At 64.3% G+C, this 20364-nt stretch carries 14 protein-coding genes; 3 read left to right on the plus strand and 11 right to left on the minus strand.

Annotated features, from left to right (window positions below):
• Positions 1–353: 353 nt before the first annotated feature.
• Positions 354–1991 carry an NAD(P)/FAD-dependent oxidoreductase gene (locus FHS02_RS21790; protein WP_137316349.1) on the plus strand — a complete coding sequence of 546 codons (1638 nt, stop codon included), beginning with the start codon at positions 354–356 and terminating at the stop codon, positions 1989–1991.
• On the opposite strand, the gene FHS02_RS21795 is transcribed toward FHS02_RS21790, so the two are convergent.
• Positions 1895–2743 (minus strand): SDR family oxidoreductase, encoded by an 849-nt coding sequence (locus FHS02_RS21795; RefSeq protein WP_137316348.1) that lies wholly within the window; start codon positions 2741–2743, stop codon positions 1895–1897. The genes FHS02_RS21790 and FHS02_RS21795 overlap by 97 nt on opposite strands.
• A gap of 99 nt (positions 2744–2842) precedes the next feature.
• On the opposite strand from FHS02_RS21795, the gene FHS02_RS21800 reads away from it, so the two are divergent.
• Positions 2843–3757 carry an AraC family transcriptional regulator gene (locus tag FHS02_RS21800; protein WP_137316347.1) on the plus strand — a complete coding sequence of 305 codons (915 nt, stop codon included), beginning with the start codon at positions 2843–2845 and terminating at the stop codon, positions 3755–3757.
• Here FHS02_RS21800 and corA read toward each other — a convergent pair.
• The 5 genes from corA to glnA all read right to left on the minus strand — a co-directional run bounded on the left by corA (position 3735) and on the right by glnA (position 9672).
• Positions 3735–4700: a magnesium/cobalt transporter CorA gene (gene corA / locus FHS02_RS21805; protein WP_137316346.1), complete on the minus strand. Its 966-nt coding sequence runs from the start codon at positions 4698–4700 to the stop codon at positions 3735–3737. The two genes, FHS02_RS21800 and corA, sit on opposite strands and share 23 nt — an antisense overlap.
• A gap of 227 nt (positions 4701–4927) precedes the next feature.
• A complete protein-coding gene (ntrC, locus tag FHS02_RS21810) occupies positions 4928–6445 on the minus strand; it encodes a nitrogen regulation protein NR(I) (RefSeq protein WP_137316345.1) in 1518 nt (505 codons plus the stop codon).
• Positions 6446–6504: 59 nt separating this feature from the next.
• Positions 6505–7626, minus strand: a complete 1122-nt coding sequence (glnL, locus tag FHS02_RS21815; protein WP_137316344.1) for a nitrogen regulation protein NR(II) — start codon at positions 7624–7626, stop codon at positions 6505–6507.
• A complete protein-coding gene (locus tag FHS02_RS21820) occupies positions 7623–8159 on the minus strand; it encodes a DUF4124 domain-containing protein (RefSeq protein ID WP_137317689.1) in 537 nt (178 codons plus the stop codon). Before FHS02_RS21820 ends, glnL begins: the two co-directional genes overlap by 4 nt.
• Positions 8160–8256: 97 nt before the next feature.
• Positions 8257–9672, minus strand: coding sequence for a type I glutamate--ammonia ligase (glnA, locus tag FHS02_RS21825; RefSeq protein ID WP_137316343.1), 1416 nt, complete (start codon positions 9670–9672; stop codon positions 8257–8259).
• 336 nt (positions 9673–10008) lie between these two features.
• On the opposite strand from glnA, the gene FHS02_RS21830 reads away from it, so the two are divergent.
• Entirely contained in the window at positions 10009–10464 is a 456-nt protein-coding gene (locus tag FHS02_RS21830) for a rhodanese-like domain-containing protein (RefSeq protein WP_137316342.1), read from the plus strand.
• Between the two features lie 261 nt (positions 10465–10725).
• Here the strand turns inward: FHS02_RS21830 and FHS02_RS21835 are convergent, their stop codons facing one another.
• The 5 genes from FHS02_RS21835 to FHS02_RS21855 form a co-directional block, all read right to left on the minus strand.
• Entirely contained in the window at positions 10726–13227 is a 2502-nt protein-coding gene (locus tag FHS02_RS21835; RefSeq protein ID WP_137316341.1) for a TonB-dependent receptor plug domain-containing protein, read from the minus strand.
• A 197-nt stretch (positions 13228–13424) separates the two neighbouring features.
• A complete protein-coding gene (locus FHS02_RS21840) occupies positions 13425–14792 on the minus strand; it encodes a TAXI family TRAP transporter solute-binding subunit (protein WP_137317688.1) in 1368 nt (455 codons plus the stop codon).
• A 189-nt stretch (positions 14793–14981) separates the two neighbouring features.
• On the minus strand, positions 14982–18122 hold the full coding sequence (locus FHS02_RS21845; protein WP_137316340.1) for a transglycosylase domain-containing protein: 3141 nt from the start codon (positions 18120–18122) through the stop codon (positions 14982–14984).
• Positions 18123–18466: 344 nt separating this feature from the next.
• Complete coding sequence (locus FHS02_RS21850; protein WP_137316339.1) at positions 18467–19270, minus strand: competence/damage-inducible protein A; 804 nt, start codon at positions 19268–19270, stop codon at positions 18467–18469.
• Positions 19267–20094 carry an EI24 domain-containing protein gene (locus FHS02_RS21855; RefSeq protein ID WP_137316338.1) on the minus strand — a complete coding sequence of 276 codons (828 nt, stop codon included), beginning with the start codon at positions 20092–20094 and terminating at the stop codon, positions 19267–19269. Before FHS02_RS21855 ends, FHS02_RS21850 begins: the two co-directional genes overlap by 4 nt.
• Positions 20095–20364 lie beyond the last annotated feature (270 nt).

The following is a 20364-nucleotide window of genomic DNA, read 5'->3' on the forward strand; positions in this document are numbered from 1 at the left end:
TCCGGCATACCAACAGCTATGTTTATATGTCCCAACAATTCCAGCTGACTCGTCTTTTGGACGACTCCACCGAACGTCCATTGATCGATGTCAATACAGTCCGATAGCAAATCTGACCACACGGTCAATTGGGGTGTCAATTGGGAAAGATTATTTTGCGGCTCAGATACAACAGTTGAGCTCAGATAGCTTTGGAATGGCTCGGAAGTGGTGCGAAACCCGTCAGTTGTGGGGCATGCACCATGTTGGTGCAGCGGCGGAAAGTGACGTCAGGACCCTGTTCCGGGTAAAATGGAAGGTTACCGTGCGCCACCCTCTCGTCTCGGCGCCTCGCAGACTTCTCCAGAATTGCCATGCTTCGATTAAATGAAATCAAACTGCCTTTAAATCATCCGGAATCCGCGCTAAAAGACGCAATCCTGGAACGCCTGGGAATCGCCGCGGACGCCTTGCTGCAATTCACGGTGCATAAGCGCAGCTACGATGCCCGCAAAAAAGCGCATATCGTTCTGATTTATTCGGTGGACCTGGAAACTACCGACGATGAGGGTGTTCTGGCCCGTAATGCCCGCGATGTGCACCTGATGCCGTCACCGGACATGGCCTACAAATTCGTTGCGCACGGCGTCAATCGCGACGGCCGCCAGCCGCGTCCTGTCGTCATCGGCATGGGCCCCTGCGGCCTGTTCGCGGCGCTGATCCTGGCCCAGATGGGGCTGAACCCGATCGTGCTCGAGCGCGGCAAGACGGTCCGCGAACGCACCAAGGATACGTTCGGCTTCTGGCGCAAGCGCGCGCTGAACCCGGAATCGAACGTGCAGTTCGGCGAAGGCGGCGCCGGCACGTTTTCCGACGGCAAGCTGTACAGCCAGATCAAGGACCCGCGCCACCTGGGCCGCAAGGTGCTGACAGAGTTCGTCAAGGCCGGGGCTCCCGAAGAGATCATGTACGTCAGCAAGCCGCACATCGGCACTTTCCGCCTCGTCAAGATGGTGGAAGCAATGCGCGAGGAAATCGTCGCGCTGGGCGGCGAGATCCGTTTCGAGCAGCGCGTGACCGACTTCGACATCGAGGAAAAGAACGGCGTGCGCCAGGTGCGCGGCCTGCTGCTCGCGTCCGGCGAGCGCATCGCCACGAACCACGTGGTGCTGGCGATCGGCCACAGCTCGCGCGACACGTTCTACACGCTGTACGAGCGCGGCGTGTACGTGGAAGCGAAGCCGTTCTCGATCGGCTTCCGCGTCGAGCACCCGCAATCGCTGATCGACACCTGCCGCTTCGGTCCGAATGCCGGCCACCCGATCCTGGGCGCCGCCGACTACAAGCTGGTGCACCATGCGAAGAATGGCCGCGCCGTGTACAGCTTCTGCATGTGCCCGGGCGGCACGGTGGTGGCGGCGGCTTCCGAGCCGGGCCGCGTGGTCACCAACGGCATGAGCCAGTATTCGCGCGCCGAACGCAACGCCAACAGCGCGATCGTGGTCTCGATCGGCCCGGAAGATTATCCGGGCGGGCCGCTGGCCGGCATCGAGTTCCAGCGCCGGCTGGAAGAAGCGGCGTTCCGCCTGGGCGGCGAAGACTACAACGCGCCCGGCCAGCTGATGGGCGATTTCGTGGCGGGCCGCCCTTCCACCGAATTCGGCGCCGTGATCCCGTCGTACAAACCAGGTGTGCACCTGACGGACCTGGCGCAGATCCTGCCGGATTACGCCACCGAGGCGCTGCGCGAAGCGTTCCCGGCGTTCGACCGGCAGGTGCGCGGCTACTTCAAGCACGACGCGGTGCTGACGGGCCTGGAAACCCGCACGTCGTCGCCGATCCGCATCAAGCGCCGCGACGACGATCTGCAAAGCCTGAACACGCGGGGCCTGTTCCCGGCCGGCGAAGGCGCCGGCTACGCGGGCGGCATCCTGTCGGCCGGCGTGGATGGCATCAAGGTGGCGGAAGCGGTCGCGCTGTCGATGGCGGACGCGGATAACACGTCGGTGTAGTATCCGCCTGAGCGCGCCCGGGCAAGTGCCATCGCGTCGTCGCCTGCCGGGTAGCGCAGCGTCGTAGCCGGATCGTTTGCCGCGTGCCAGATTGCCTCCGCTACCGCGGCTTCGGTGGTTGCCAGCGGCACCCCACTGAAGCCGGCGAACACCGATTGCGCATAAGCCATGTAAGGCTCGAGAATCAGGTCTTTCATGCGCTCCGCCCCGTTCGCAGCGAAACGCGTAGCAGGACCGTACCCGGGTTCGATCAGCTTGACCCGCACGTCGAATTCCGCCAGCTCGAGCGCCAGTGACTCGGTAAAGCCTTCGACCGCGGTCTTGCTTGCCGTGTAGGCGGCCACGAGAGGAAACGGAGCGATGGTGGCGGTCGAGGTGACGTTAATGATGATCCCCGACCTGCGCTTCCGGAACTGAGGCAGGACCGCCTGGGTAACTGCCATGGTGCCGAAGGTATTGGTTTCGAAGATCTCGCGAACGGTAGCCAACGGGGTGGCCTCGAAAGCGCCGAACAATCCAATGCCGGCATTGTTGACCAGCACATCGATCGGTCCGGCAAGTTCCAGGGCCTGGTCGATGCTTGCCGTCCGCGTCACATCCAGCGGCAGGACCAGCAATCCCTCGGCAGGTGCGAGGATCCCGGGCGTTGGCGTCCGCATCGTGGCGATGACATTCCATCCCCTTTCGTGAAACAGACGTGCGGTCTGCAGACCATAGCCGGACGAACAACCGGTGATCAGGATCGTTTTCATTGCGCTGTCTTTCATGTAGTGGGTATGCATTGACTTTAACGAGGCATGGACGGATTAGCTATAATCAAAAGTCCATATATCATTCGCGATAGTCCTGCCATGGTCGATCCGCTTGCAGAAGTCATTACGCTGCTGAAGCCACGGACAGTGTTCTCGAAGGTGGTCAGCGGTGCCGGATCCTGGGCCGTACGCTATCCGGAATTTGGCGAACCGAGCTTTTGCGCAATGCTCGACGGCGAGTGCACCCTTGCCGTGGAAGGCCAGCAACCTGTCCTGCTGAAAGCTGGCGACTTCGTCCTGCTGCCCGCCACGCCAGGCTTCACCTTATCAAGCTCCGACACGGTTATTCCGATCCTGATGGATCCGGCGTCGGCCGCGGCGCGCGGGAATCAGCTCCGCCACGGCAGGCAGGACGGCCCCGTCGAGACACGCATGCTTGGCGGCTATTTCGCCTTCGATTCCCCGGATTCCGCCCTGTTGGTATCGCTTCTGCCGGCGCTGATGCATGTCAGGGGTGTCGAGCGGCTGAAGCTATTGGTGCAGATGGTCAGGGATGAGTCGCTTCAGCATCAGCCAGGCCGGGAGCTGGTGCTCGGCAGGCTTGTCGAGATCCTGCTCGTCGAGACGCTGCGCTCGACATCCAGCCATGCCGCAGCACCCGGACTGCTCCTCGGCCTTGCCGACCCGCGCCTGGGCGCGGCGATCCGGCATATGCACGAGAACCCGCAATATCCGTGGACGGTGGGTGAACTTGCCGTGAAGGCTGCACTGTCGCGATCGGCCTTTTTCGACCGTTTCTCGCGTGGTGTCGGCATGGCGCCGATGGAGTACCTGCTGACGTGGCGCATGGCGCTCGCAAAAGACCTTTTGCGCCAGAAAAAGTTTGCCCTTGTTGAAATCGCCGAAAAGATCGGCTACGGCTCGGCGAGCAGTTTCAGCACGGCCTTCAGCCGGCATGTCGGCATCCCGCCGGGTGCGTATGGGTTGACGGCTACAGCCAGCGCGCCTTCCTGAAGCGGCGATACAGGTAGAAACACACCGAGAACATCGCCGCCAGCGCCAGCGGGTAGCCGTATTTTGATTTGAGTTCGGGCATGAACTCGAAGTTCATGCCCCAGATGCCGGCGAATGCTGTCAATACGCCGAAGATCGCGGCCCATGCCGCGAGGCGCTTGTTCACTTCCCCTTCCTCCAGCGCGATCATCGACAGGTTCACCTGGATCGCCGTGGCGATGGTGTCGCGGATCGAGTCGAGGATGCCGTTGATGCTTGCCAGGTGATCGTGCACATCGCGGAAGTATTCCTGGCTGTTCGCGCACACCTCTGGCACCCGGCCGCCATGCAGCTTGCCGATCGCGTCGAGCAGCGGCGCCACCGCGTGACGCAGGATCATCACCTTGCGCTTCAGGTCATACAGCTGCTCGATGTTGTCGCGCTGCGAGGTGCCGGCAAAGATGCGCTCCTCGATCTGCTCGAGCTCGGATTCCAGCGCATTCACCAGCGGGAAATAGCGGTCGACCGCGGCATCCATCAGCGCATACAGCACGAAGCCCGCGCCGTGCCGCAGCAGGTGCGGCTCACGCTCGGCACGGGCGCGCACGCCCATCATGTCGTGGGTACTGTTCTGGCGCGACGACAGCACGTAGTTCCGGCCGACGAAGATGTCGATCTCGCCCAGCACGAGCTCGTCGCCCTGCTGCTCGACGGTCTTGACGACGACGAACAGCGAATCGCCGTATTCCTCGATCTTGGGGCGCTGGTGGCCGCGCTGGGCATCTTCGACAGCCAGCTCGTGCAGGCCGAACTCCGCCTGCATTTGCGCCAGCTCGGCCGGCGACGCATCGCGCATCGCCACCCAGACGAAGGTATCGTCGCGGGCCAGGTAGTCGCTGATGCCGGCCACCGGCAGGTCGGCCAGCTTGCGGCCATTGCGGTAGGCGACGCAGTTGATCAGCATGAAGATGCAGCGGTGATACGTTTCAAGAAAAAAGCTCCAGGTGGCGACACCGGGAGCTTACCTGAATTTCCGCCACGGCCGGCTTCCAATGCCTGCTGCCGCCCCCCCCCGGAGCGCTGCGCAGATGAAACAAAAAAAAACCGGTGACAGACACCAGTTTTTTTGAAATGTTTCCAGAAAACCGGTGTCTGTCACCGGTTTTCGTCTGCGCACGCTCCGGCCGCGGGTCAATCCTCTTTTGCCCCGTCGATTCCCAGCTCGGCGATCTTGCGCGTGATCGTGTTGCGTCCGATCCCCAGCCGCACGGCGGCATCGTTCTTGCGCCCGTGCGTGTACTTCAGGGCGGTGCGGATCAGTGCCGATTCGAACTGCCGGCCCAGTACGTCCATCACGTCCTGCTGGCCGTCGGACAGCATCGTGGCCGCCTGCAGCTCCAGCAGCGACAGCCAGCCGTCCGGGCCGGGCGCGGCGGGTGCGCCGGCGATGGCCGAAACGTGATGAGAAGCGTGATGTGAAGCGTGATGCGAACCGTGATGCGACGCGTTGTGCGCCGCCGGCACCGGCAGCTCGGGCGCGGCCTGCATTGCGCTCTGCCCTTCGGACAGTTCCAGCGGCAGGTCCTTCACCTCCACCGTCTGGCCGGGCGCCATCACGGTGATCCAGTTGCACAGGTTTTCCAGCTGGCGCACATTGCCCGGCAGGTCCAGGCTTTGCAGGAAAGCCAGCGCGGCTTCGCTCATGCGCTTGGTTTCCACGCCGAGCTGCCGGGCGCTCTGCACCAGGAAATGGCGCACCAGAATGGGGATGTCCTCCCTGCGTTCGCGCAAACTAGGCAGGCGCAGCCGGATCACGTTCAGGCGGTGGAACAAGTCTTCGCGGAACAGGCCGTCGCGCACGCGCTGCTCGAGGTTCTGGTGCGTGGCCGTGATCACGCGCACGTTCGCCTTCAGCGGCTGGTGGCCGCCGACGCGATAGAAGTGCCCGTCGGACAGCACGCGCAGCAGGCGCGTCTGCAGGTCGAACGGCATGTCGCCGATTTCGTCGAGGAACAGCGTGCCGTTCTCGGCCTGCTCGAAGCGGCCGCGCCGGGTCGCCTGGGCACCGGTGAACGCACCCCGCTCGTGGCCGAACAGTTCCGATTCCAGCAGGTCTTTGGGGATCGCCGCGGTGTTCAGCGCGATGAACGGCTGCTGCGCGCGCGGGCTGTGCTTGTGCAGTGCCCGCGCCACCAGCTCCTTGCCGGAACCCGATTCGCCGGTGATCAATACCGTCACGTTCGACTGCGACAGGCGGCCGATGGCGCGGAACACCTCCTGCATCGCCGGCGCCTGGCCGAGGATCTCGGGGGTATCGGCAGGGCCCGATTCCACGCTGGCTTCGCGCAGGCTTTCATCGAGGGCACGGCGGATCAGTTCGACGGCCTTGTCGATGTCGAACGGCTTCGCCAGGTATTCGAAGGCGCCGCCCTGGAAGGCCGCCACGGCCGAATCCAGGTCGGAAAACGCGGTGATGATGATGACGGGCAGGCCCGGCAGCCGCGATTTCACAAGCGACAGCAGGTCGAGCCCGGAGTCGCCCGGCATGCGGATATCGGAGACGAGCACCTGGGGCGTCTCGTACTCCAGCGCGGCGATCGCATCGCGTGCGTTGGCAAAACTCTTGGTGGCGAGGTTTTCCCGCGCCAGCGCTTTTTCCAGTACCCAGCGGATCGATTCGTCGTCGTCGACAATCCAGATTGGCTTCATATGTAATGTGCTTCCCGCAATTTGGATTCATCAGGGACTTCGATCGCACCCTCCCCGGCTTATGGCAGGGGCAGCAGGATGCGGAAGTCCGTAAAGCCGGGCCTGCTTTCGCATTCGATGACGCCCATGTGCTGGTGCACGAAGGTTTGCGCCAACGTCAAACCCAGGCCGCTACCGCCATCGCGCCCCGATACCAGCGGGTAGAAGATGCGGTCGCGGATCTGGGGCGGAATGCCCGGTCCGTTATCGATGATATGCAAATCTAATGCCAGGTTATAACGGACCTTGGCCAGCGTGACCTGGCGCGCCACCCGCGTCTTGAAGGTGATCTGCGCATCGCCGCTTTCCACCCGGCCGGCCAGCGCCTGCGCCGCATTGTGGGCGATGTTCAGCACGGTCTGGATCAGCTGTTCCTTGTCGCCGCGGAACTCGGGCAGCGACGCGTCGTAATCGCGCACGATGGCCAGGCCGGCGGGAAACTCGGCCAGGATCAGGCTGCGCACGCGCTCGAGCACTTCGTGGATGTTGACGTCGCCCACGATGTGCGGGCGGCGGTGCGGCGCCAGCAGCCGGTCGACCAGCGTCTGCAGCCGGTCCGCTTCCTTGATGATGACCTGCGTGTATTCGCGCAGCTGCTGCAGGTGCAGCGGCGGCAGCTCCATCTCGAGCAGCTGGGCCGCGCCGCGGATGCCGCCGAGCGGATTCTTGATTTCATGGGCCAGGTTGCGGATCAGTTCCTTGTTGACCTGGCTCTGGTCCAGCAGGCGCTCTTCGCGGTCCAGCTTCATCTGCTGCACGGTCTCGCGCAGCTCGAGCAGCACGTTGCCGTCCGGCTCGTCCATCGCGCTGGCGATCGCATGCACGTGCAGCGGTTCGCGGGCCGGACGCTCCAGTGTCAGCTCCTGCCGCAAGTCGGAGAACTTGTGGGCGCGCGCCTGCGCGATCACATGCTCGAATTCGGCGGGATTGGAAAACAGGTCGCACAGCCGCTGGCGCGACAGGGCCTTCAGCGAGCTTTCCAGCATGTTCTCGGCCGCCGCGTTGGCGAAGGCGATGCGGCCCTCGGCATCGACGATCACCACCGCCGAGGCCAGCAGGTCGAGGCCCGCGAGCGTGTGCGAACGCGGGATGGCACCCGCCGCCGCAGCCGCGGCACGGGCGATATTGGTCACAATTTTCATCGTATGTTCGCGATCTCGCGCTGTAGTGCTGCCACGTTCTGTTCCGAGCGGGCGATGGCGTCGCGCAGGCTGGCCACCCGCTCCTGGTACTTGGCATAGTTGCGCTCGTCGCCGCGCCGTTCCGGCTCGCCGTTGTTGTATTCACGGCGCAACTCGCCCAGTTTCTGTATTTCGGCGTTCAGTTCGTCGGTCAGGATCTGGCGGCGGTCGGCATCGCGGGCACGCTGTTCGGCCGTGTCGACGCGCGGAAAGCCGGCACGTGGTGCCGCACTTGCAGATGGGCCAGCGGAAGGACTTGCGGACGGGCTCGCGGACGGGCTCCCGGCCAGCGGCCGGGGGCGCGGTGCGCTTTCCCTCGGCGGCGGCGCTGGAATGGCCGCGCTCGGCAAATCCAGCAGCACGCATTGCTTGCCGCGCAGCTGGCGGTCCGTGTATTCCTTGCGCCCTTCGGCGTCCGTGCAGCGGTAAATCTGCGCCGAAACACTGGCGGCGGCAGTGAACAAAACCAGTAACAACGAGCAGCGTGCGATCATGCCCCGACTATACAACAACCGAAAAAAAACGCGGGGATGGCTCAAGCCCTCCCCGCGCTGTCTTGCTACCGGTTCATGACTTCCGGCAGCGTCGCCATTACAGCGAGTAGTACATGTCGAACTCGACCGGGTGCGTCGTCTGGCGCATGCGGGTCACTTCCGTCATCTTCAGTTCGATGTAGGCATCGATCATCGAATCGGTGAACACGCCGCCGCGGGTCAGGAACTCGCGGTCCTTGTTCAGGTGATCCAGCGCTTCTTCCAGCGATGCGCAGACGGTCGGGATCAGCGCGTCTTCTTCCGGCGGCAGGTGGTACAGGTCTTTCGACGCTGCTTCGCCCGGGTGGATCTTGTTCTGCACGCCGTCCAGGCCGGCCATCATCAGTGCGGCGAAGCACAGGTACGGGTTGGCCAGCGGATCCGGGAAGCGCGTCTCGATGCGGCGGCCTTTCGGGTTCGCCACGTGCGGGATGCGGATCGATGCGGAACGGTTGCGTGCCGAGTAGGCCAGCTTCACCGGTGCTTCGTAGCCAGGTACCAGGCGCTTGTACGAGTTGGTGCCCGGGTTGGTGATCGCGTTCAGCGCCTTGGCGTGCTTGATGATGCCGCCGATGTAGTACAGCGCGAAGTCGGACAGGCCGGCATAGCCGTCGCCGGCGAACAGGTTCTTGCCGTCTTTCCAGATCGACTGGTGCACGTGCATGCCCGAGCCGTTGTCGCCCACGACCGGCTTCGGCATGAAGGTGGCGGTCTTGCCGTAGCTGTGCGCCACGTTCCAGATCACGTACTTCATGTTCTGCGTCCAGTCGGCGCGCTCGACCAGCGTCGAGAAACGGGTGCCGATCTCATTCTGGCCGGCGCCGGCCACTTCGTGGTGGTGCACTTCGACCGGGATGCCCATCGATTCGAGGATCAGGCACATTTCCGAGCGCATGTCCTGGAACGAATCGACCGGAGGCACCGGGAAGTAGCCGCCCTTGACGGTCGGACGGTGGCCGCTGTTGCCGCCTTCGATGTCCTTGTCGGTCGACCACGACGCTTCGTCGGAGTCGATCTTGACCATCGCGCCGGACATGTCGATCTTCCACTTCACGGAGTCGAAGATGAAGAATTCCGGTTCCGGGCCGAAGTAGGCGGTATCGCCCAGGCCGGACGACTTCAGGTAGGCTTCGGCGCGCTTGGCGATCGAGCGCGGGTCGCGGTCGTAGCCCTTGCCGTCCGACGGTTCGATCACGTCGCACTGCATGAACAGCGTGGTCTCTTCGAAGAACGGGTCGATGTTGGCCGTGGTCGGGTCCGGCATCAGCAGCATGTCCGATGCTTCAATGCCTTTCCAGCCTGCAATGGAAGAACCGTCGAAGGCGTGGCCGCTTTCGAACTTGTCGATATCGAAGTGGGAGACGGGCACGGTCACGTGCTGCTCTTTACCACGGGTATCGGCGAAACGGAAATCAATGAACTTGACTTCGTTGTCTTTAACCAATTGCAGGACTTCTTCGGCGGTGCGTGCCATTACGTATCTCCTAAGTGAAAAGGGCTGCCGGCACATGGTGCGGCGGAAACTCGCATGTCTTTATGCAGGAAGTGTGCCAGCACAAAGCATCTATCGATATGCGGCGACTTACATTGATCTTGCTCCCTACGGAAACTAAAATCGTCCGTACGGAAACTTGCGGCAAATTGCACCAAGATTGCACATCCCGTTGATTGCCCAATTTTGGTGCGAGCTGGTTATTTTGCACCAACTTTGCGCGATGCGCCCCAAAATGTAGCATGAATGTCCAGGCGGAATTTTTGCCTGAATTCATGCCTCCGACGATAGACACAGATCCTGAGGATTTAACGCCAAATGAGCACCAACGACATTCTCGAGCGCGCCCGCGAACGCGGCAATGGCTTGCCCTATGCTGGCGCAGTCACGCCCCAGGAAGCACACGCCCTGATCCAGGACAACCCGGCCGTACGCCTCATCGATGTGCGCACCAACGCCGAACGCGACTGGGTCGGGCGCGTGGCAATCGACGATGCGCAGCATGGCGCTGTGCAGTGGAGTACCTATCCGGGCGGCGTGCCGAACTCGGACTTCGTCGAACAACTTGCCAGCATCGCCGGCAAGGACGACGTGCTGCTGTTCCTGTGCCGCTCCGGCGTGCGCTCGCGGCACGCCGCCAAGCTGGCCACCGAGAACGGCTATACGAACAGCTTCGATATCCTGGAAGGCTTTGAAGGAGACAAGGATGCCGAGGGACACCGCAAGACGGTGGGCGGGTGGTGCAAGGCGGGCTTGCCCTGGGTGGGAGCTTAGCAGTCTAAAACATTGCCCGGAAAATCGGATCCGTTTTCTGCAGCGCCTGGATAAGGCGAATCGGCCCATATAAGCAGCACTTGAGCCGCTGGTGTCGGACACCTTCAGGTGTCGGACACCGGTTTTCTGCGGAAGAAACCGGTGTCCGACACCGAAAAGCTGGTGTCCGACACCAAGCCGCTACCGTTGGCGAAGCATCCAATGGAGCTAACTGAGCGGCATGGGTCCCGTTCCCATTTTCCGGGCAACTTTTGATGACGGCTACAGCGCGTACGTCAGCCGCGCATACACGAAGCGGCCCGAGCGGCCGAACGGCGAGTAGTTCGTGAACGGGGCATTGCCCGTGGTGTTCAGCGCCGCGGGATAGGCGTCCGGGTACTGGTCGAACAGGTTTTCGGCGCCCAGCGCCACCGACAGTGCTTCGTTGATCTTCCAGCGCCCTTCCAGGTCCACCAGCGTCTTCGCCGACATCGTGTGATCCAGCGCCGGCGTGGTGCCCGGCGTCAGCACCTTGCCATAGCGTGTCGCCCGAAGGGTGGCGCCCCACGGCCCCAGGTTCCACGTCCCGCTGGCGGTGAACTTGGTTTTCGGCGTGCCCTGCTCGAACGTCAGCACATTGACGCGGTCGAACAGCGCGGGGGCCGGCGACAACGCGGCCAGCTCGGCCGTTTGCGGCACCTTCGTCACCTCGGTATCCGTGTAGTTGCCGGCAACGGTCAGGTCGAAGCGGCCCGCGCTACCCAGGTTCCATGGGTAGTTCAGTACCACATCGACGCCCTTGGTCGTGGTGTCGACACCGTTGATGAAGAAGCGCCCGCCGCCGACACCGGGGAAGCCGTTCGCGGTCAGGAAGTCACGCACGTTCACCTGCGTGAGATTTTCGGACAGCACGATCCGGTTGCGGATGTCGATGTGGAACGCGTCCACCGTCAGGCTGCCGCGACCCAGTTTGGTCACCGCGCCCAGCGAGAAGTTGGTGGACTTTTCGGCGTCCAGCGGCTTCGCGCCGAGCGCCACGGCGGCCGCATCGGTCGGCTTGAACGTGGTGATGTCGAACGGAATGCCGTTGATGAAGTTGGTCGACGTGGACGTGAAGAACTGCTGCTGCATCGACGGCGCACGGAAACCGTTCTGCACGGAGCCGCGCAGCGCGAAGTTCGGCGTGAAGTCATAGCGGCCGGCCAGCTTGCCGGACCAGTTGCTGCCGAAGTCCGAATAATGCTCGCCGCGCACGGCGAACGATGCCAGCAGCGCCGGCAGCAGGTTCGCTTCGACATCGGCAAACACGCTGTACGCGGTGCGGTGGCTGTCCGACTCGTCGCTGGGGCGGAAGCCGGGGAAGACCTGGGCACCCGAGGCGGTGGGCAGGCCGGAAGCCAGCAGCGCGCCACCGTTGCGATACGAATCCGGTTCGCCCGCCTCCAGCTTGTAGCCTTCCCTGCGCGCCTCGCCGCCGAGCGCCACGTTCAGGGGCGAGGCCAGGCCGACGTCGAACTGCCGCACGCCGGACAGGTTGTAGGTCAGCTGGTCATACGAAAAGCCGCCCGCGTCGAACACGGTCTTGCTGGACGGGCCGAGCGAGCGGTTCAGCGTGTTCTGGATCGTGAAGTCCATCTTGTTCTTGCCGTAGCTGAACGACGAATCCATGTCCCAGCCGCCCGTTGTCCACGTGAAGCCGGCCGCCGCCGAGAAATCGTCGACCTCCGGCGCGATGATGGGCAGGAAGCCGTTCGGGTAGATCGCGACGATGTTGTTGTCCTGCAGCGCGCGGCGGAAGAAGCCGCCCGATTCCGCTTCGCGCTTCTGGTAGCTTGCCCATCCATACCACTTCACCGTTTCGCTGACCTGGCCGCCGGCGTTGGCGAACACGGTCGACTGCTTCATTTCCGGTTCGCCGTACCACGCGTTGAAGCGGTCGATCGTCGCTTCGCGCGGATCGAAGCCGCCGTTGACGAGCGGGTACTGCTGCCGCGTGTCGTAGCCGCTGCGTTCCGTGTGTTCCTGGTCCTTGTACTCGGCCGCGACGGTCAGGTAGCCGGTCTCGCCCAGCGCAAAGCCTTTCCACAGGCTGACGGTGGCGACGCCGCCATCGCGGCGCTCGCGTTCGTCCTGCGTGCCCCAGTTGGCACCGGCCGGCGGCGGCGCCACGGCGAATGCATAGTCGGTGATGCGCTTGCCGTAGCTGACGGTGGCTTCGCCGCCGCTCTTGTCGTTGCGCAGCCGGATGTTGACCACGCCGGCGATCGCATCGGAACCGTATTGCGCGGAGGCGCCGTCGCGCAGCACTTCGATGGTCTTCACGATGCCGGTAGGGATCGTGTTCATGTCGACGGCGGCCGAGCCGCGGCCGATCGTGCCGTTCAGGTTCACCAGGGACGAGGTGTGGCGCCGCTTGGAATTCACCAGCACCAGCGTCTGGTCCGGGGCCAGGCCGCGCAGCGTGGCGGGGCGGATCGTGTCGGTGCCGTCCGCCAGGCCCGGACGCGGGAAGTTCAGCGACGGCAGTGCGACGGACAATGCCTGCGTGATTTCCGGCACGCCCGTGTTCTTGATGGTGTCCGCCGAGATCACGTCGACCGGGGCCGACGTGTCGAGCACCGTGCGGTTCGATACGCGGGTGCCGGTGACGACGACGGTGGCCTGGTTTTGTTCGGTGGCGGCGGCGCCCTGGGCGGGCGCCGGCTGGAGGTTTTCCTGGGAAGCCGCGGGGCCTGCGAACAGCGCAGCGATGGCGGTGGCGAGCAATGCCCTGGCGGGTAACATGCGCGAGGCTGTGACGGGTAACGTATTCCGATGCATCCTGGTCCCTTGTAGAAGTGATGTGCCGTGCAGTGAAATGACGGACTCATCATCGGGGCCGGTGCGGCACGATGTCAAAGGTATTGCGCCGCCGGGGCGTGAATATGTCGCAATATTTACACGGTAATAACCCGTATTCGCGCCGAACAAAGTGCTTACGGCTAAGCCTCCATGGCGCCCGCCTGCGCCTCGCCCCCCATCAGCCCGACGATCCGCTGGCGCACGAAATGCACGTGGCTGCGCAGGCCATACAGGTCGTCGGCGAAGGACAGCGGGATCGACAGGTGGTTGACGCGGTCCTCGATCTCGCCCAGCCGTTCCAGCTGCGCGGCATAGATCGCGCCCCGCTCCTCCGGCGGCACTTCCACCGCATCCTCGATCGCCCCCTCCACCGTGCGCAACTGGCCGTACCACCGGTAGATCCGCGAACGCACGCGCCACACATACAGCGGCGGCACGATCTTCGACAGCGGCAGGATCAGCGCGGACAGCGCCAGCAGCAGCACCCACATGCGGTCGAGGAAATTGGCCAGCCAGAAGCTCATGTAGCGCTGCAGGAACGGCGCGCCATCCTTGTAGAACTTGGCCGCCTCGTCGGCCACGGGGATTTCCGTGTACTTCGCCGACGGGAACTGGCCCTGCTGCTGGAACCAGCCGGCGCCGCCGTGGATCCTGGCCGCGGCCTGCACGAACAGTTCGATCAGCGCCGGATGCAGGTCGTCGCGCGCGACCAGCGTGGCGGTCGGCGCGATCAGGTGATAGTCGCGCGCCGGCAGGTCGCGGCCCAGGTCGACGATGCCGCGCGGCAGCGTCACGTGCGTGAGGAACGGCAGGCGGCGCGTATAGGCTTCCGCCTGGGAGAAGTCGAACAGGTAGATGCCGGGCGTCTGCAGCAGCATCTGGATCAGCGGGTCGTCCGGCGCGGCGGCAAACACGAGGCCGTCGATGCGGCCTTCCAGCAATTCCACCGTGGCCGGGGTATTGTCGAGCTGGGAGGTGTTCAGCTCCTCGCGCTCGACGCCGTTCACGCCGAGGATCTGCCGCACCAGCCGCGGCGTGCCGCTGCCGCGCGCGCCGATGTTGATCTTCAGCCCGCGCAGCTGGGTCAGCTGGTTCAATGGCGGCGCGCCTTCCTTCGCGCGCAGGAACAGCCAGACCGGTTCCGTGAACAGGCTGCCCAGCGACACCAGGCCGCGGCGCTCGGCCTCCGCCTCGTCCGTGGAACCGCTTTGCACGAAGGCGATGTCGACCTTCCCTTCGGCCAGCAGCTTCAGGTTGTCGCGCGAGCCGTGCGAGCCTTGCAGCGCGACGGCGATGCCTTCCTTCTTCAGCAGTTGCTGGTACTTCTTGCCGAACACGTCGTAGGCGCTGTTGTCCTGGCCGGTGCCCAGCGTGACCTTGCGCGGCGGCGCCGGGTCGACGATCAGGTAAGCGGCGACGCAGACGGCGGCGATGGCGAGGATGGTCGGGCCTGCGGAAGCGACCAGGTCGCGCAGCGAAAAGCTGGTGAACTTCTTCAGGCGGTTCATCGTGGAGCGGAGGACGGGTTTCATCATGGCTGGCACGATGCCAATAAATGATGAAACCTGCAAGAAAAAACCGGTGTCCGACACCCTTGCAGGGTGTCAGACACCGATGCATCGACTGTCCGAGGTGGCCGATTGCGGCTGCGGGCTGGTGTCAGACACCCTTCAGGGTGTCTAACACCGGTTTTCGCCTCACCCGCCGCAGGCCTTGACGGGTGCGCCCAGCGCCGCGGCAGCGGCGGCGACGGACGAATCCGCCGGCAGCGCGGCGGCCTGGTTCGGCTCGATCAGCGGCATCAGGCTCGGCGCCAGCACCGCCAGCAGCTGCACCGGCAGCGCGCTGGTGAAGTCGTAGTTCTTCGATTCGGGGCCGCGCACGTAGGCGGTCATGCTGCCGAAGAAGCGCTCGCCGATGTTGAACACGAACGTGGCCGAACGGTTCACGTAACGCGATTCGATCAGCCGGCCACCGCCGGCATACACGTCGAAGCGCTGGTCGCCGGTACCGGTCTTGCCGCCGACGGCGATATTGGTGCCGTCCGCCGCCACGAAAGCGGTCTTCGCGCGCTTCGCGGTACCGTCCGACACCACGCCGCGGATTTCATCGGCCACCACGCGCGCCACTTCGGCGGACAGCACCCGTTCCGCGGCCACCTTTTCGGCGCGCGCCACTTTCGTGTCGTACGGCGTGCCGGCCGCGAAGTGCAGCGATTCGATGCGCTGGGTGGGCTTGCGCACGCCGCCGTTGACGATGATGCCCATCATCTCGGCCAGCGCGGCCGGGCGGTCGGCGGACGCGCCCAGCGTGGTCGCGTACGACGGCACCAGCGAACCGAACGGATAGCCCATCTTCTTCCACTGATTGTGGATGCCGATGAACGCTTCCATTTCCAGCAGGCCGGCGATGCGGCGGTCCTGGGCGTGCTTGCGGTGCGTCTTGAACAGCCACTGGTAGACTTCCTGGCGCTCCTTTTCGGACGCGGCCACGATCTGCGACAGCGTGGCGCCCTCGTGCTGGCGCAGGTAGGCCACCAGCCACAGTTCCAGCGGGTGCACGTTGGCCAGGTAGCCGCGGTCGGCCAGGCTCCACTTGTCCATCGCGTACTGGTCGAACATCTTCTCGAGCCGCTCCTGCGGCACCTCGTTCTGTTCGAGCAGGTTACCGTTGACGAACATGGCGAACTCGCCCAGCGAGGCCTTGGGGAACAGCGTGCGGTGGATGTTGGCCAGGCGCAGCGGCGTGGGGCGGATGCTGTCGACCAGGATCTTGTCGAGCTCCGACTTCGGCTTGCCCTTGTACTTGGCGTAGAAGCGGTACAGGAATTCCTTGCCTTCCTTGTCCGCGAAACGGGCCAGGTACTCGGCGCGGCGCGGGTCGTCCGCATCGGCCAGCAGGCTGGCCGAGGAACCTGGCATCTGGAACATGTAGTACTTGACCACGTCGCGCATCAGCCGCACGAACAGCAGGTTGGTGGAGCGGCGCAGGCCTTCGCGCACGGTCAGGATGCGGCCGTTGTCTTCCTTCGAGAAGTTGCCGAAGTAATGCAGGCCGCCGCCGGTGAAGAAGCCCTCGCCCGGATTGCCGGAATAGGTGCGTTCCATCGCCGCGTTCAGCATCGCCGGCAGGTCGCGCTTGTCCATCGGCGTGATCGACAGCCACTCGATGCCCCATGCGGTGAGCCGGTCCTTCGGATCGAACTGCACCTTGCCCAGTTCGTCCGCGCTCATGCCGCCGAACTTCTTGTGCAGCTGGTCGATGATGTCGAGGTAGGTAACCAGCGTGCGCAGCTTGGCGGTGGAGCCCAGGTCCAGCTTGGCGCCTTCGTTGATGTCCAGCGGCTGGTCGTAGTTATCGGTCTGCACGCGCAGGTAATTGACCTTGTCGCCGCGCTCGAGCAGCGTGAAGCTGTAGACGACGTTGGCCGGATCGCCGTTGCCCAGCATGCCCTTGCCCGTCAGGCCGGCGCTTTCGGCCACGGTGGCGTCCTTCAGGTCGCGCAGCATGCCGGCCACGGCGCGCTGCGCTTCCGCGTCCAGCGTGCTGACCACCGACAGGTCCAGACGGTCCAGGTTGTACATGCGGTTGTCGCCGAGCAGGTTCGCCAGGTGCACGCGCACCGTGTTGGCGGCCTTCTTCGTCACGTAGCTGACCGGCGGCGCGGCCTGCAGGCCGTTGCCCTTGGCCGGACGCAGCTTTTCCTTCAGTGCGGCATCGCGTAGCGACGGCGTGATGACGCCGGCCTGCGCCAGCAGGCGCAGGTGGCTGTTGGCCAGGGTTTCCAGATCCTGGTCGCCGTCGCCCAGGTAGTAGCTGGGGCGGCGCTGCGCGATCAGCAGCGACAGCGCTTCCTTGAACACGAGCGCGCTGCCCGGCTGGTCCATCCGGCCGGCCAGCAGGCGGTTGACTTCGTTGAAGTCGCGGCCGTACCAGACCCACATGCCGTCGCCCAGGCCGTTCACCTCGCCGTAGCCCGGCTTGGCCGACAGCGGCACCGTATTCAGGTAATCGACCACGATCTGGCGGCGCACCGCCGTCGTGTCCTCGCCCTGCTGGTAGGCCCTCAGGGTGGCCGACAACATCTGCTGCAGCTTGTCCTTCATCGAGCCGGTACGGCCTTCCGGCGAGTGGCGATACTTCTCGATCTGCGTGGCCAGCGTGCTGCCGCCGGCGGCGCGGCTGCTGGCCAGGCCAACGGCGCTGGCCGATTTTTCCAGGATCGCTTTCGACAGGCGGTCCCATTCCACGGCGGGATTGCGTTTCGGGTAGGTGTTGTCCAGCAGCTCGCGGTTCTCGATGAACAGCAGGCTGTGCACCAGCGCCGCCGGGGTCTGCTCGAAGCCCGGGTAGATGCGCTCCGGGTAGCTGGCCGTGAACAGCGGCTGGGCGCGGCAATCGTAGATCGTCAGGCCCGTGCGGGTCTTTTCGCGGAACGTGGTGAACACGCCCATGTCCGCCAGCTGCACCATCTTCGGCGAAAAGCGCGACTGCGCCAGCACGCGGTAGTCGCGCTGCTTCAGGCGTTCCAGGTAATCGGGAATATTGGCGTAGCCCAGCCGCTCGTCATAGGGACTGTCTTGCGGGAAGCGGATCGCATTGCTGGGGCCGGGTTGCACCTTGTAGTTGAGCTGCTTGACGACGCCGGCGAAGTATTTCGCCTGCAGCGTCGAGGTGCGCGATTCGTGGACCATCCACCAGACGGCCAACGACAGCAGCACCAGCATCAGCACGATGAAAGCGTTACGGGAGCGACGGCTTTTGGGCTCGGACGGCGGCGGCGTGGCCGTCTGCTCGTCGTCGACGCCCTGCCTTTCTTGATCGTATTGGGAAGACATAGGGTTCTGCTACTGAGGTTCTGCTCGAGGTTCTACTTCGGGTTCTGCTTCGGGTTCTACTACGGGTTCTGCTCTGGAATACGCTCTGGTTTTTGCTGCAAGCCCTGCGGACATTCGCGCCGTGCGGACTGCGCACGGCTTATTGCCATTGCACCACATCGCATCGGTGTGCACGGGTCATCGGGGCGAATATTTCGGGCGGCACCGATATTTTCGCAAAAAAACAACGACCCTGATCTGCAAGCAACAGCGGCGGCGCCTGCGGGTCGCCGCGCCTGTTATGGCAATGTCACGGCTGTGTCATGCGGTCGTCATGCCGTGGTCATGTCGCGGTCATGCCGCCCTCATCCGATCGGCTCGTATTCGGCGCGGTGCGCATCGAGCCCTTCGCACAGCCGCACGAACGCGGCCGCCACCTGTGCCGGATCGCCCTTCACGCCCAGCTCGATGTGCCGCCGTGTCTGCGCGTCGCCCACGCTGGGCAGGCTGAACACTTTGACATCCGGCCACGTCGCCTCGATGTCTTCCATCAGCGGCGTCAGCGCCGCCTCGGCGCCGTCGAACACCAGCACCGCCCGCTCGGCGCGCGCCTGCCGGTTGAACAGGTGCGGGTAATGCGTGTCGAGCACCCATTCGATCATCGGCCACGCCATCACGGGAAAGCCCGGCACGAAGTAATGGCTGCCCAGTGCAAAGCCGGCAACGTTGTTGTACGGGTTCGGGATCAGTTCGGCACCTTCGGCGAATTCGGCCATCTTCAGCCGTTGCAGGTTTTCCGGCGCATTCAGATCCACTTCCTTTCCCTCGTCGCGGGCGACCTGCAGCACGCGCTGGCGGATGTTCTCGGCGCCCTGGGGATGCAGCACCAGCGGCCGCTTCAGCGCGGCCGCGGCAGCCTGGCGCGTGTGGTCGTCCGGCGTGGCGCCGATGCCGCCGGTGGAAAACACGATGTCGCCGCTGGCGAAGGTGCGCTCCAGCGTGGCCGTGATCCGCGCCGGATCGTCGCCGATGTATTCGGCCCAGCCCAGCTGCAGGCCGCGCGCGGCCAGCAGCTGCACCACTTTCGGCAGGTGCGCATCGACGCGCTTGCCGGACAGGATTTCGTCGCCGATGACGATCAGTCCGATCGTGTTGACCTGGTTGCTCATGTCGGTTCTTGCTCCATGTTGGATGTGCCGCGGGCGCGCAGCTGCGCCAGCGCTTCGAGACAATAATACTGAAACCACAGGCCGGTGAAGATGAAGATGAGGACATACAGCCACACGGCGGCGGCCAGCAGGAACGGGAACAGCACCACGGCGATCGCGGCACCGCCGACCCACACGATGGCCGGCAGCGAACCGGCCACGCCGGAGGCCACGCCGATCGCCAGCAGCGGCCATTTCTTCTCGCGCTGGAGGATGGCGATCTCCTCTTCGCTGGCGTGTTCGGACAATGCGTCGTAGCTCATCACGCGCGACGTCAGCCAGCCCCACAGCAGCGCCGACGAGACGATCGCCAGCGGCGGCAGCGCATACAGCGGCAGCAGGCACAGCCAGATCACGATGAACACCAGGAACAGCGACACCGCCTTGCCGATGCCCTTCACCAGGCTGCCGCCCTGCTTCTTTTCCAGGTGCGGGAAATGGCGCTCGCCCACGTGCCTGACGATCGCCGGCACGGCCGCCACGCCGATGAAGATCAGTGCGGTGAGGATCATCAGCGGCAACAGCAGCAGCATGGCGAACAGCGGCACCACCACCGTCTTCAGCATGGCCAGGCCGATGTCCTCCAGCCAGCGGCTGGAATACTGGTACAGCTCGAAATCGAAGAAGTGGCCCGTCAGCCAGTCCAGCAGCGGCTGCAGCGTGAAGTACAGCACCACGCCCCACACCCCGACCGACAGCAGGAACGGCACCACCGACAGCATCAGCATCCGGCCGTGCAGCTGCGACAGCACGGCGCGGCCGTAGGCATTCAGCACGCCGCGCATCAGTGCGCCCTCCGCGCGAAGGGAGTGCCGAAAGCGGCCTGCGCCGCCGGCATGCCGGCCAGGCGGGAAGTCATCATGCCGGCGACGGGCGGGCGATGGCTGGAACTGCGGAACATGGGAACTCGCGACAGAAGTGGCAAAGCCCTATTTTACGGCCAATGCCGGGCCTCGCCGGTAGTCCGCGCGGTTTCGCATGAGCACGCATTGCACGGGGCCGACTAGCCGTTCCGGGCCGCCTGCACTACAATCGTCAGCCCGAACATTGAAAGG

Origin of the sequence: Pseudoduganella umbonata, assembly GCF_014192225.1 — a bacterium.
Classification (GTDB): domain Bacteria; phylum Pseudomonadota; class Gammaproteobacteria; order Burkholderiales; family Burkholderiaceae_D; genus Rugamonas; species Rugamonas umbonata.